This window comes from Neisseria sicca (assembly GCF_003044565.1).
GTDB classification, from domain to species: domain Bacteria; phylum Pseudomonadota; class Gammaproteobacteria; order Burkholderiales; family Neisseriaceae; genus Neisseria; species Neisseria sicca_A.
The window spans coordinates 1-12,876 of the sequence record NZ_POXG01000011.1 but is presented as its reverse complement, the minus strand read 5'-3'; the positions used below and the strand labels follow the sequence as shown (position 1 = coordinate 12,876).

At 52.4% G+C, this 12,876-nt stretch carries 10 protein-coding genes and 1 pseudogene; 7 read left to right on the top strand and 4 right to left on the bottom strand.

What is annotated here, in order from left to right:
• Both DBZ16_RS14515 and trmA read left to right on the top strand, forming a co-directional pair.
• Window positions 1-812, top strand: a pseudogene (locus DBZ16_RS14515) (IS5 family transposase); the annotation flags it as partial.
• 270 nt (window positions 813-1,082) lie between these two features.
• The gene (gene trmA / locus DBZ16_RS14510) at window positions 1,083-2,165 is read left to right on the top strand and encodes a tRNA (uridine(54)-C5)-methyltransferase TrmA (protein ID WP_107814486.1); all 1,083 of its coding nucleotides are present in this window, start codon (window positions 1,083-1,085) and stop codon (window positions 2,163-2,165) included.
• Between the two features lie 54 nt (window positions 2,166-2,219).
• Here the strand turns inward: trmA and DBZ16_RS14505 are convergent, their stop codons facing one another.
• From DBZ16_RS14505 to DBZ16_RS14495, 3 genes are read right to left on the bottom strand one after another with little or no spacing between them, the layout of a single operon-like run.
• Window positions 2,220-2,867, bottom strand: a complete 648-nt coding sequence (locus DBZ16_RS14505; RefSeq protein ID WP_107814485.1) for an HAD family hydrolase — start codon at window positions 2,865-2,867, stop codon at window positions 2,220-2,222.
• Window positions 2,868-2,927: 60 nt separating this feature from the next.
• Window positions 2,928-3,890, bottom strand: coding sequence for a cation diffusion facilitator family transporter (locus DBZ16_RS14500; RefSeq protein ID WP_107814484.1), 963 nt, complete (start codon window positions 3,888-3,890; stop codon window positions 2,928-2,930).
• 45 nt (window positions 3,891-3,935) lie between these two features.
• On the bottom strand, window positions 3,936-4,763 hold the full coding sequence (locus DBZ16_RS14495; protein WP_107814483.1) for a ferritin-like domain-containing protein: 828 nt from the start codon (window positions 4,761-4,763) through the stop codon (window positions 3,936-3,938).
• Between the two features lie 304 nt (window positions 4,764-5,067).
• Between DBZ16_RS14495 and lolA the strand changes: the two genes are divergently transcribed.
• Window positions 5,068-5,691 carry an outer membrane lipoprotein chaperone LolA gene (lolA, locus tag DBZ16_RS14490; protein WP_003741714.1) on the top strand — a complete coding sequence of 208 codons (624 nt, stop codon included), beginning with the start codon at window positions 5,068-5,070 and terminating at the stop codon, window positions 5,689-5,691.
• A gap of 224 nt (window positions 5,692-5,915) precedes the next feature.
• Here lolA and tehB read toward each other — a convergent pair whose 3' ends face one another.
• Entirely contained in the window at window positions 5,916-6,776 is an 861-nt protein-coding gene (gene tehB / locus DBZ16_RS14485) for an SAM-dependent methyltransferase TehB (protein WP_107814482.1), read from the bottom strand.
• Window positions 6,777-7,003: 227 nt separating this feature from the next.
• Between tehB and smc the strand changes: the two genes are divergently transcribed.
• The 4 genes from smc to DBZ16_RS14460 all read left to right on the top strand — a co-directional run.
• A complete protein-coding gene (gene smc / locus DBZ16_RS14475; RefSeq protein WP_107814480.1) occupies window positions 7,004-10,486 on the top strand; it encodes a chromosome segregation protein SMC in 3,483 nt (1,160 codons plus the stop codon).
• A 192-nt stretch (window positions 10,487-10,678) separates the two neighbouring features.
• The gene (locus DBZ16_RS14470) at window positions 10,679-11,524 is read left to right on the top strand and encodes a PoNe immunity protein domain-containing protein (RefSeq protein WP_107814479.1); all 846 of its coding nucleotides are present in this window, start codon (window positions 10,679-10,681) and stop codon (window positions 11,522-11,524) included.
• Window positions 11,525-11,848: 324 nt separating this feature from the next.
• Window positions 11,849-12,460 (top strand): PoNe immunity protein domain-containing protein, encoded by a 612-nt coding sequence (locus DBZ16_RS14465; RefSeq protein WP_240600414.1) that lies wholly within the window; start codon window positions 11,849-11,851, stop codon window positions 12,458-12,460.
• 223 nt (window positions 12,461-12,683) lie between these two features.
• Window positions 12,684-12,876, top strand: a 193-nt coding sequence (locus tag DBZ16_RS14460; protein WP_159070338.1) for a hypothetical protein, incomplete at its 3' end; no start/stop codon positions are given.

The window sequence follows — 12,876 nt, the reverse complement described above, 5'->3', positions numbered from 1 at the left end:
TCGACCAATGGCACAGCCTCTCCGATCCCGAACTCGAACACAGCCTCATCACCCGCATCGATTTCAACCTGTTTTGCCGCTTTGACGAACTGAGCATCCCCGATTACAGCACCTTATGCCGCTACCGAAACTGGCTGGCGCAAGACGACACCCTGTCCGAATTGCTGGAACTGATTAACTGCCAACTGACCGAAAAAAACCTAAAAATAGAGAAAGCATCCGCTGCCGTCATTGACGCCACCATTATTCAGACCGCCGGCAGCAAACAGCGTTAGGCTATAGAAGTCGATGACGAAGGACAAGTCAGCGGCCAAACCACACCGAGTAAGGACAGCGATGCCCGTTGGACAAAGAAAAACGGCCTCTACAAACTCGGTTACAAACAACATACCCGTACCGATGAGGAAGGCTATATCGAGAAACTGCACATCACCCCCGCCAATACCCATGAGTGCAACCATCTGTTGCCTTTGCTGGAAGGTATAGCCAAAGATACGACCGTCTATGCCGATAAAGGCTATGACAGTAAGGAAAACCGGCAACATCTGAAAGAACATCAGTTACTGGACGGTATTATGTGCAAAGCCCACCGCAACCGTCCGCTGACGGAAGCGCAAACCAAACGTAACCGCTATTTGTCGAAGACCCGTTATGTGGTCGAACAAAGCTTTGGTACGCTGCACCGTAAATTCCGCTATGCCCGGGCAGCCTATTTCGGATTGATTAAAGTGAGTGCGCAAAGCCATCTGAAGGCGATGTGTTTGAACCTGTTGAAAGCGGCTAACAGGCTAAGTGTGCCTGCTGCTACCTAAAAGGCGACCCGGATGCCTGATTATCGGGTATCAGGGGAAGATTAAGGGGGTATTTGGGTAGAATTAGGAGTGATTTGGGGCGAAAACAGCCGAAAACCTGTGTTTGGGTTCCGGCTGTCGGGGGAAGGGCTTTTTTGCAAAGGTCTCAAGCAGTTTATTTAGCTTGGGCGGCTTTCTGTTTTTGGAAATCCATTGTTTTTGGCAGAGTGCCGTAATCTGTTCTCTGAACTATATTATAATGGGCAATTGTTTTTATTAGATTAATTTGACATGACCGCTTATACGCAACAGCTCGACCAAAAAATCCAATACTTGCAACAGCTTTTCCAAGGTTTGGATTTTCCTGAAATTCAAGTTTTCGAATCTCCCGAACAGCATTACCGGATGCGCGCTGAATTTCGTATTTGGCACGAAGGCGGCGAAGTGTTTTACGCCATGTTCGAACGCGGGCAGAAGGCGAGCGGCGCAAGTCTGATACGTTGCGACCAATTTCCTGCTGCTTCGGAGTCCATCAATGCTTTGATGCCCAAGCTCATCGAAGCCACCACGCAAAATCCCGAACTCAAAAACCGCTGGTACGCCGTTGAATTTTTGTCTGCGTTGAGCGGCGAGATGCTCGTTACCATGATTTACCACAAAAAGCTGGGCGAAGCGTGGCATCGTGCGGCTGAAGCTTTGGCGCGTGAATTGGGCATTCATATCATCGGTCGGAGTAGAGGGCAGAAAATTGTTTTGACTCAAGACTATATAACGGAAGAGTTGAACGTAAACGGCAAAACCTTCCGCTACCGTCAAGTCGAAGGCAGCTTTACCCAGCCCAACGCCCGCGTGTGCGAAAAAATGCTCGGCTGGGCGTGTGATGTTGCGCAAAATCTTAGCGGCGATTTGCTTGAACTTTATTGCGGCAACGGCAATTTCACCCTGCCGCTTTCGCAGCATTTCAGTCAGGTGTTAGCGACTGAAGTGTCCAAAATTTCCGTTTACGCTGCGCAATGGAACATCGAGGCGAACCAAAGGGACAACATCAAAATCGCCCGCCTCTCTGCGGAAGAATTTACCGAAGCCTATACACAAAGCCGTGAATTTCGCCGCCTGCAAGAACAGGGCGTGTCGCTGAAAGAGTATGATTTTTCCACTATTTTTGTCGATCCGCCCCGCGCCGGCGTTGACGATGAAACGCTGAAACTGGTTTCCCAGTTTGACAACATTATCTATATTTCCTGCAATCCCGAAACCTTGCGCGCGAACCTCGATACCCTTTGCCAAACGCACACTGTCGAACGCGCCGCGATGTTTGACCAGTTCCCGTTTACGCACCATATCGAAAGCGGCGTTTATTTGAAGAAGAAATAAAGAAGTGGATTTAAAAAAAGGTCGTCTGAAAATTTTCAGACGACCTTTTTTGTTTTACAGAAGCTTCAGCAAATCCAAAGGCGATGCGATGCGGTAGTCGGGTTGCCAAGTTTCGGTAAGGTCTTCGGGGGCGATGTAGCCCCATTCGGCGAGGACGGTTTTCATGCCGGCGTTGCGGCCTGCTTGGATGTCGCGTTCGGCATCGCCGACGTAGAGCGCGTGTTGCGGATCTGTTTGGATTTGTTCGCACGCATACAGCATGGGCTTGACGCTGGGTTTGGATTCGCCGCAGGTGTCGCCGCTGACGACGACGGCGGGCGGGATGACGAAGCCGAGTTTGGGGACGAGTTTGTCGGTGAAGCGCATGGGTTTGTTGGTGATGATGCCCCATTTGATGCCGCGTCTGTCGAGTTCGGCGATGAGTTCGTTCACGCCGTCAAAGAGGGCGGTGTCTTGGGCGTAGCGGCTGTCGTATTCGTCAAGATATTCGGTGCGCCATTGGGCGTAGTCGGGGTGGTCGGGGGTGATGGCTACGCCGAGTTTGAGCAGTCCTGCCGCGCCGTGGCTGGCTTGGGTGCGGATTTCGTCCATGCTTTTTTCGGGCAGTCCGTGGCGGTTGAGCAGGGTGTTGAGTGCGCCGCCGAGGTCTAGGGCAGTGTCGGCGAGTGTGCCGTCGAGGTCGAACAATACGGCTTGTATCATGTGTTTTCCTTTGGTTTTTCGATGGGGTCGTCTGAAAAGGGTTTCAGACGACCTTTAGGTTTAGTGGTGGTGATGGTGTGCGCCGTCGGTCTCGTTTGAACACAAGACGCTGTCGGGATGCGGGTGGTGTTCGCTTTCGATTTGGATGGTGCAGTGTCCGATGTTTTTGTGGGACAGCTTGTGTTCGATGCGGTAGGCGATTTGCTCGGATTCGGCAACGGTCATGCTGCCGTCCACGACGATGTGGCAGGATAATACGTTGATATTGCTGGTAATCGTCCAAACGTGTAAGTCGTGGACGGATTTGACGCCTTCGGTGTTGCGGATGATGGCGAGCAGGTCGTCGGTGTGGATGTTTTCGGGCGCACCTTCCATGAGGATGTGCAGCGTTTGTTTGAGCAGGCTCCAGCCGCTGCGTCCGACCAATGCGGCAACGAACACGCTGGCGAGCGGATCCGCCCATTGCCAACCGAACGCCATCATGAGTACGGCGGCGGCAATCGCGCCGACCGAGCCGACAAGGTCGCTTAAAACGTGCAGATACGCGCCGCGCATGTTGACGTTGGCTTCGGTGTCGCTGTTTTTCAGCATATAAACCGCCACGCCGATGTTGACCAGCAGGCCGACGACGCTGATAACGAGCATTCCCAGCGTGGCGATTTCGGGCGGATAAAGCAGGCGTTTGACGGCTTCGTAGAAAATCAGTACGGCGATGACCACCAGCGACAAGCCGTTGAACATGGCGGTGAGGATTTCAAAACGTTTGTAGCCGAAGGTTTTTTGCAGCGTGGTTTCTTTTTCGCCGAGCTTGAACGCCCACAACGCCACGCCCAAGGAAAATGCGTCGCTGAACATATGCCCTGCGTCGGAAAGCAGCGCGAGCGAGTGGGTCAGCCAGCCGCCGAACGCCTCCAGCAGCATAAAGGCGGCGATGATGACGAACGACACGCGCAATACTTTTTTGTTGGCGGTATGCGTGTGGGCGTGTGCGTGATGATGGTGTTTGTGATGGTGAGTCGACATAACGTTCCTCAACAGAGGTCGTCTGAAAATCTGGATTCGGGGTTTTCAGACGACCTTTTTGCCTTGTTTCAAATCTTGCTCGAAATCTTCCAACATATCCAATTCAAAGCGGCTGAAGCCGGCTTTTTCCCGCGCTTCGATATTCACATAGCCGCGGAAGATAAACATATCGTAACGGGCAATCAGACTGCGGAACAGGGCGACAGGTTCCAAGCCGCGTTCGCGGCAGAGGTGTTGATACCAATGGTTGCCGATAGCGACATGGCCTACTTCGTCGCGGTAGATGATGTCCAACACGCCGCAGGTTTCCGAATCGCCGCGCTGTTCCACCTTCGCGCGTATCCCCGGCGTAACGTCCAGCCCGCGCGCTTCCAATACGCGCGGCACCAACGCCATGCGCAACAGCGGGTCGTAGGCGGTTTTATACGCCATGTCCCACAAATGGTTGTGCGCCTCGAAATCGCCGTAATCGAAGCCGAAAGCGCGCAGCCGTTCGCGCATCAGGCGGAAGTGGTACACCTCTTCCTTCGCCACCCGCACCCAGTCGCGCACAAACTGAAACGGCAGCGTGCGGAAACGGTATGCCGCGTCCAAAGCCAGATTGATGGCGTTGAACTCGATATGCGCAATCGCGTGCAGCATCGCCGCATAGCCTTCGATCGTGTTCATCTTGCGCGGCGTCAGTTGCGACGGTGCGACCAAAACAGGCTTCGGCGGGCGTCCTGCGTGGCGGAAGTCCAGCGGCGCGGCGTTTGCCTCAGCCCCGTCCATGTTCTGAACGGCGGCAAACGCCTCATCCGTCAGCCGTCCTTTTTCATCGGGGTCGTCTGAAAGCAGGGCAAGTTCGAGCAAAGCATAAATATTAGATTTCATACCAAGTCCGCCGTTTTTCGGAAAACAAACATTATAGCGTTTAAAAAAAACAATATAAGGAATATAATCTTTACAATTTGGCGTTGCGCGTCAAAAACCATTAAATACCACAGTTTGCACAATCGGCATACATTAAAGAATTGTGAAACCCGATTGTCTTTTCCGCAGGAAAAAATCCCGCAGCTTCAAAAAATTAGCCCTCGGAAAACACTGTTTGCAAAATGTAAACCGCCCATAAGCGGCTTGCATTGTTATTTTGTAACATCGATACTGGGCGCCACACCCCTTCCAACAAGGAAAAATAATGATGAAACAACACAACCTGTTCAAACTTCTCGCTGCTTCTGCCCTGACCGCAACCATCGGTTTCGCGCAGGCAGGCGCAGTAGATGCACTCAAGAAATTCAACAACGACGCCGACGGTATCAGCGGCAGCTTCACCCAAACCGTCCAAGGCAAAAAGAAAACCCAAACCGCACACGGCACTTTCAAAATCCTGCGTCCGGGTCTCTTCAAATGGGAATACACCAAGCCCTACAAACAAACCATCGTAGGCGACGGTCAAACCATTTGGCTCTATGACGTTGATTTGGCGCAAGTGACCAAGTCCGCCCAAGACCAAACCATCGGCGATAGCCCCGCCGCCATCCTCTCCAACAAAACCGCCCTTGACAGCAGCTACTCGCTCAAAGAAGACGGCTCGTCCAACGGCATCGACTACGTCTTGGCAACGCCTAAGAAAAACAACGCCGGCTACCAATACATCCGCATCGGCTTCAAAGGCGACAACCTCGCCGCCATGCAGCTGAAAGACAGCTTCGGCAACCAAACCTCCATCACCTTCGGCAGCTTGAACACCAAGCCTAACCTCTCGCGCGGCGCATTCAAATTCACTCCGCCCAAAGGTGTGGACGTGTTGAGCAACTGATTGTTTGATCATAAAAAGGTCGTCTGAAACCCAATTTTCGGTTTCAGACGACCTTTTTGTTTTTTGGAGTTGTCGATAATGCGTGTTTGAGTGGAAACTGCTTCTAGCCGACAAAATCAGGATTTGATGTTGCCAGTCGGATGGTAGGTAGGAAAAGTTCAAAGCGCCGTAACAAAGCGGATACCAAAAGGTCGTCTGAAAACATTTCAGACGACCTCGTTCGTTTACGCTTCGGGCTTTTTCGCCAACATAGTCACAAACTTAAACTGTATCGGATTGCCCGCGGCGTCTTTCGCGTGCATCGCGCCGAGTTCTTCCTTGTATTCGACAATCTCCCAGCCGCGGTAGTATTCGCGCAACTCGCCTTCTTTAAATTTAAACGGGAAAGGCATAGGGCAGGGGAAGTCTTCGGTGTCCATCGCCGAAACAATCAGGTTGTAGCCGCCGGGGTTGGTGTGCGCCTGCATATCGGCAATCACTTGCGGCACAAAGCGCGGTTGCAGGAACATAAACACAACCGTCGCGACAATATAGTCGAAATGGTCTTGAAGGTTGGCGGCATTCAAATCATATTCCAACGCCCGCACGTCCAAGCCTTCGATACGCGCCAACTCGTTGACGTTTTGCACCGCCTGCGGATTGTTGTCCACGGCGGTGACGTCAAATCCCTTCAAGCCTAAAAACAGCGCATTGCGTCCCTGACCGCAGCCCATATCCAAAGCCTTGCCTGCGGGAACGGTATTTTCAGCCGCTACTACCGCTGAATGGGTCGCGCTCATGCCGTATTTTTTATGGAAATAATCTTTTGCCGCGCAATAAAGCGAGAGCTTGATTTCCGCGTCGTCCGTCAAAGGCTCGACTGTAAACTGTTGCTGCGGCGCGATCATGTGATCGCCGTCTTCGGCAGACAGCTCGGTGTTTGTTGCACTGTCTGCTTCCGAATATTTCAGACGACCTTGCAATACATTCAGGCAAGCCCATTCTCCCTCGTCAAACGCATGACCCGTCCGCAGCGCGTCGGGAATCTCGTCTCCCTGCCAAACCGGCAGTTCCTGATAGCAAAAAAGTTCCATTTGTCCGTCCATCGTCGTTCCTTTTAATCTGTTTTCGATAAGGTGCATATTATATGCCTGTTTGCGCATCTGAAGAATTGGGCGGTTGTAAATCGGTTATGTTCAGTTTGCGGACTGCCCGTCCATGCTGATTTTCAGGTGCGGACAACAAGCCGTCGGATTTGTTTTCAAGAATTTGGTTTTTCGCAGGAAGACTAGTATAAAATCCCACTTTATTTTTTTCTCCCCGTCCTTGTCCCATGCGCCTGACCCACATCAAACTCTCCGGCTTCAAATCTTTTACCGACCCGACCACGATTCATGTGCCGGGGCAGCTTGTTGCGGTCATCGGGCCGAACGGCTGCGGCAAGTCGAATGTGATTGACGCGGTGCGCTGGGTGTTGGGCGAGGCTTCGGCGAAGCAGCTTCGCGGCGAGAGTATGCAGGACGTGATTTTTAACGGTGCGGCGACGCGCCGTCCTGCGCCGAGGGCTTCGGTGGAGCTGGTGTTTGACAACAGCGACCACAGTTTGCAGGGGGCGTGGGGGCAGTATGCCGAGGTGAGCATCAAGCGGCAGCTGACGCGTCAGGGCGAATCGACGTATTTCATCAATAATCAGACCGTGCGCCGCCGCGACATTACCGATTTGTTTCTGGGTACGGGCGTGGGTGCGCGCGGTTATGCCGTTATCGAGCAGGGGATGATTTCGCGCATCATCGAAGCGCGGCCGGAGGAGTTGCGCGCTTATATCGAGGAGGCGGCGGGCGTGTCCAAATATAAGGAACGCCGCAAGGAGACGGAAGGTCGTCTGAAAGACACGCGCGAGCATTTACAGCGTTTGGGTGATTTGCAGAACGAGTTGGCGCGTCAGGTGGAAAAGCTGGAGAAACAGGCGGAAACCGCCGAACGCTACAAATCCCTGACTGCGCAGCTGAACCAGCAACAGGATTTGCTCGATTACGCCCAATGGCAGCAATCGCTTGCCGCCGCCGACAAGGCGACCGCGCAGCATCAGTCTTTGCAGGCGCAGCAGGACGAAACTGCCGCGCAGGTTCAGGCGTTAAATGACGAAGTACACGCCTTGCAGACCGCCGAACAATCGCAGCAGCAGGCGGTACACGAATTGAGCAACAAACGCGGCGTGTTGCGCGAGCAGATTGCCCGTTTGGAAGAACAAATCCGCCATCAGCAAAACCTGCACCAACGCATCGAACGCGACAAGCAGGCGGCGCAGGCGCAGATGCAGCGCATCCATCAGGAGCAGCAGCAAATCCGCGTGCAGCTTGAAGAAAACGAGTTGCAGGCCGAAGAAAAGCAAACCGAATTGGCGGAATGGGCGATGCAGGTTGCCGAACACGAAGAGCGTCTGCCCGAATTGGAAGAAGCTCAAGCCACGCTCAATGCCGCCTTCCAAACCCAGCAGGACGAGGCAAACCGCATCCGCCGCGAACTGGCGTTGAAGCAGCAGCAGCTTGCCCATGCCGAACAAACCGTTGCCAAGCACGAAGAGCGCAAAGGTCGTCTGAAACAGGAAAACCAAGCCCTGAACCTGCCCGACGAGGCCGAAACCGCCGCCGCGCAGGAAGCAGCCGCCTTGTTGCAAAGCCAGCAAGAGCATTACGAAGAACAAATCATTGCCACCGAAGAAGCCTTACACGCGGCCCGCGAGGCGTTTCAGACGGCCTCAGATCGCTTCCAAAGCCTGAAGCAGCAACACATCACCTTGCAGGCGCAGCAGCAGGCGTTGTCTCAAATCCTGTCGCAACAGCAGGAAGCCGCCGACTTCTGGCAGGCAACCGACCACGCCGCCGCGCCGCAACTGTGGCAACACATCACCGCGCCCGCCGAGTGGCAGCACGCCTTGTCCGTCATCCTTGCCGAACGCCTGCACGCCCGCGCCGTACCGAACGGCTTCGTTCCGCCCGCGCCTTTGCCGCAAGGGCAGGCGGCATGGCTTTCAGACGACCTCTCCGGCGGCATCAAAAAATCCCTGCCTGTACAGGCATTGTTGAACCAAATCCAAGCGCAGCCGCCGTTTCAGACGGCATTGCACCACTGGCTCGACGGCGTATTGTGCGCGCCCGATTTGAGCTACGCCCTCGCGCATCAAAGCGATTTGGGCGCGCATCAAATCTGGCTCACGCCCGAAGGCCATCAGGTCGATAAAGTCAGCGTCCTGCTCTATGCCAAACCCGCGCAGGAAAGCCTGATTGCCCAAAAAGCGCGCCTCGACGGCATCGCGTCCGAACTGGAAAACCTCGCCCCCGAACTCTCCGCCGCCGAAGCCGCGTTCAAACAGGCGGAGGCAGCCGTGCGCTCGTCTGAAACGCAGCACAAAAACCTGATGCAGCAGCAACAGCAGCACACGCGCCAATACAGCCAAGCGCAGCAACGCGCCGCCGAACTCTTGGCGCGCACCAACCAAGGGCAAATCCGCCGTGAACACATCGCCCGCGAACTGGCGCAGTTGGTGGAAGAACAGACCGTATTGCAACACACGTCTGACGGGCTTTCAGACGACATTGTTACTTTGCAGGAAGCTACCGCCGAACTCGAACACCAGCAGCAAACCACCGCACACAGCCGCCAAGAGCAGCAAGGTCGTCTGAAACAGGCGCAGCTTGCCCTGTTGGAAGCCAACCGCCAATACGGACTTGCCGAAGTCGCCGTCCACAAGCTCAACCAGCAAAAACAAAACTACCAGCAGCAAATCGCCCGGCTCGAACAGCAAACCCTAGACTGGCAGGAACGCCAGCAAGAGCTTGCCCTCGCCTATGAAACCGAGTTCCAAAACGACGAGCAGCACATCAAGCTCGACGAGCTGACCGAAGCCGTGCACACGCTGGACGAAGAATACATCGCCGTGCAGGAAAAACTCGCGCAGATTCAGGAGCAGGGCAGGGAACAATACGCCCGCGTACAAACCCTGCAAACCAAGCTGCCGCAGCTTCAGGCAGCCACCCAAACCGCCCTGTTGCAGCAGCAGGAAGCCCTGATCAACGCCAAACGCTACCATCAAAACCTGACCGAACGCGCCGCCGATTTGGACGCGCTCGAAGCGTTGGCGAAAGAATCGCCGAAAGTATTGAACAGCAGCATCGGCAGCCTCACCCAGCAAATCGAAACCCTCGGCGCCGTCAACCTCGCCGCCCTGCAAGAGCTCGAAGAAGCGCGCGAACGCGACGGCTACTACCGCAGCCAAAGCGAAGACGTGCAGGCCGCCATCACCCTTTTGGAAGAAGCCATCGCCCAAATCGACGACAAAACCAAAGCGCGTTTCAAAGAAACCTTCGACGCCGTCAACGGCAAAGTCCAAACCTTCTTCCCGACCCTGTTTGGCGGCGGCGAAGCCACCCTCAAAATGATAGGCGACGACCTCCTGACCGCCGGCGTGTCCATCATGGCGCGCCCGCCCGGCAAGAAAAACAGCACCATCCACCTCCTCTCCGGCGGCGAAAAAGCCCTCACCGCCATGAGCCTCGTGTTCGCCCTGTTCAGCCTCAACCCCGCCCCCTTCTGCCTTTTGGACGAAGTCGACGCCCCGCTGGACGACGCCAACACCTCGCGTTTCTGCAACCTGGTCAAAGAAATGTCGGCGCAAACCCAGTTCCTCTACATCTCCCACAACCGCCTGACCATGGAAATGGCAGAGCAGCTCGTCGGCGTAACCATGCAGGAAAAAGGCGTGTCGCGCGTCGTTGCCGTGGACATCAAGCAGGCGTTGGAAATGGCGGAGCCGTGATGAAGTGAGAGATTGTTTATTAAGCTTGATACGGAAAGGTCGTCTGAAAAACCAAATTAGGTTTCAGACGACCTTTCCGTCAATCGAAATAGGGTGTTGGATTCAGATACCAAGCCGCTATTGTTTGGGTCTTTAAATGTAGTCGAATATAAAGATTCAGATAGATACCGACCAAATTTTATGAGAGTAAACATGAAAGAAACCGAGCAAGTTTATTTTAATGAAAAGCGCAGGCAGCATTTTTTGACGGAGGAAAGATGGAAATTCATTGTTGAGAAAACACCGGAAACAATGAAAATTTTTAAATATAATTCCAATTCAAATAATTTAGAACTGAGAAATTCCTACGGTTTGGCAGCATTCACAAAAATGGATTATGTAAAGTCTAGTTATACCGCTGGAGAATCTATCGGCAAACTTCCTAGTATGCTTGATGAAATTATTGAAATATTAGAAGTTTCCACCAAATTCTGGCATCAAAACAAAGCCAAATTAAACGAAATCGGCTACTACAGCAGCCCGATGCCGTGGTTTTATACTGAATACTATCTTAAAACGCTACACCTCATCGCGCTGTGCTACCTCCTGCAACGCGAAGACCTGCTTCCTCGCCTGCTCGAAGTCATTCTTGCCAATGCTGAAGATGATTTAGAACCTGATACTACTATTGAAGACTTTTTGGACTACCATTTTAAAAATCGTCCCGATCCGGATTACGTCCAAATGGGTAAACACGCCATTTTATTCGGTGAAGCTATGCGCGGCGAAACCAAAGAAGAACAGTTAGAAGAACTCAATGCCTACCTCAAAGACTGGTATCGCGAAATGGTCGGCATGAGCGACCTTGAATACCAGACCCATCTTGACCCCGAGCAGAACGGTTATTGCAGCTACTGGGCTTTTGAAGTCGCCGCCATTGTTTATCTTGATGATTTGGACGATACCGAATTGCGTAAATCCCCTTATTATCCAAAAGATATAGTTGACTGGGCGAGGGAGCAGAAGCGCAAGCGTGAAGCCAAAGGTAAAGCTGATTAATTTGGAAGAGTTTGAAGATTAGAAGGTCGTCTGAAACCGAGCAGCAGAATTAAGAGAGTACCGACCAAGCTAAATTTTACGGGAGTAAACATGAACGAAACCGAGAAAATTCCTTTTCATGAAAAGCGCAGGCAGCATTTTTTGACGGAGGAAAAATATCAGAAAGAGAAAAACGGATATTTATCCAATTTAAAATTTTGGGATAATAATTGGCAGAAAAGTATTTTAGAGTCAAAACATCTATTTCGCTATAAATTTTCCGAAATATTTGATTATTTGAGAATATGTTATACAGCAGGCGAGTCGATTTCCCTTTTGTCTCCTATGCTGGACAGGATTGTCTCTACATTAGAAATTTCCACTAAATTCTGGCAGCAAAACAAAGCCGAATTAAACGAAATCGGCTACTACACCAGCCCGATGCCGTGGTTTTATACTGAATACTATTTTAAAACGCTACACCTCATCGCGCTGTGCTATCTCCTCCAACGCGAAGACCTGCTTCCGCGCCTGCTCGACGTCATCCTTGCTAATGCAGAAGATGGGCTTGAGCCTGATTCAACCATTGAGGATTTCTTCTACTACCGCTTCAAAGACCGTCCCGACCCCGATTATGTCCAAATGAACGACCATGCAGTTTTGATTTCGGACGCCATCCGCGAAAAAGATAAGGCTGAAAAACTCGACATTCTCAGTGCCTACCTCAAAGACTGGTATCGCGAAATGGTCGGCATGAGCGACCTTGAATACCAATCCCATCGTGATCCCGAGCAAAACGGTTATTGCGGTTACTGGGCATTCGAAGTCGCCGCCATCGCTTATCTTGACGATTTGAACGATACCGAATTGCGTAAATCACCTTACTACCCTAAAGATATGGTTGACTGGGCAAGGGAACAGAAGCGCAAGCGCGAATGCAAAGGTAAAGCTGATTAGTTTGGAAGAGTTTGAAGATTAGAAGGTCGTCTGAAACCGTATTGGGGTTTTCAGACGACTTTTTTAAGCTGTAAAGACTATATATGGTAGATTTGCTTAAATTGAATAAAGTGCCTATTAAATACCATTTGTATAATTTTTCTTCCATTTATCCCATTTGCTTTACCGTTGATGCCATTCAAGTTACCATACAAACCTCATCGTCATCTTTAAATTCAACGTCATGACTGCCCGCCAATCCTACCACCTCACCTTCGCCCGTTTCTCCCCGTCTCTCTCCGTTCGTTCTTTCACCGCCTCCGAAGCCGCCAACACCGCCTACCGCGTCGAAATCACCGCCACCTCCACCGATTCCTCCCTGCCGCTGTCTTCCTACCTCAACCAGCGAGCAGCGTTTGAAATTCGTCCGCAGGAGG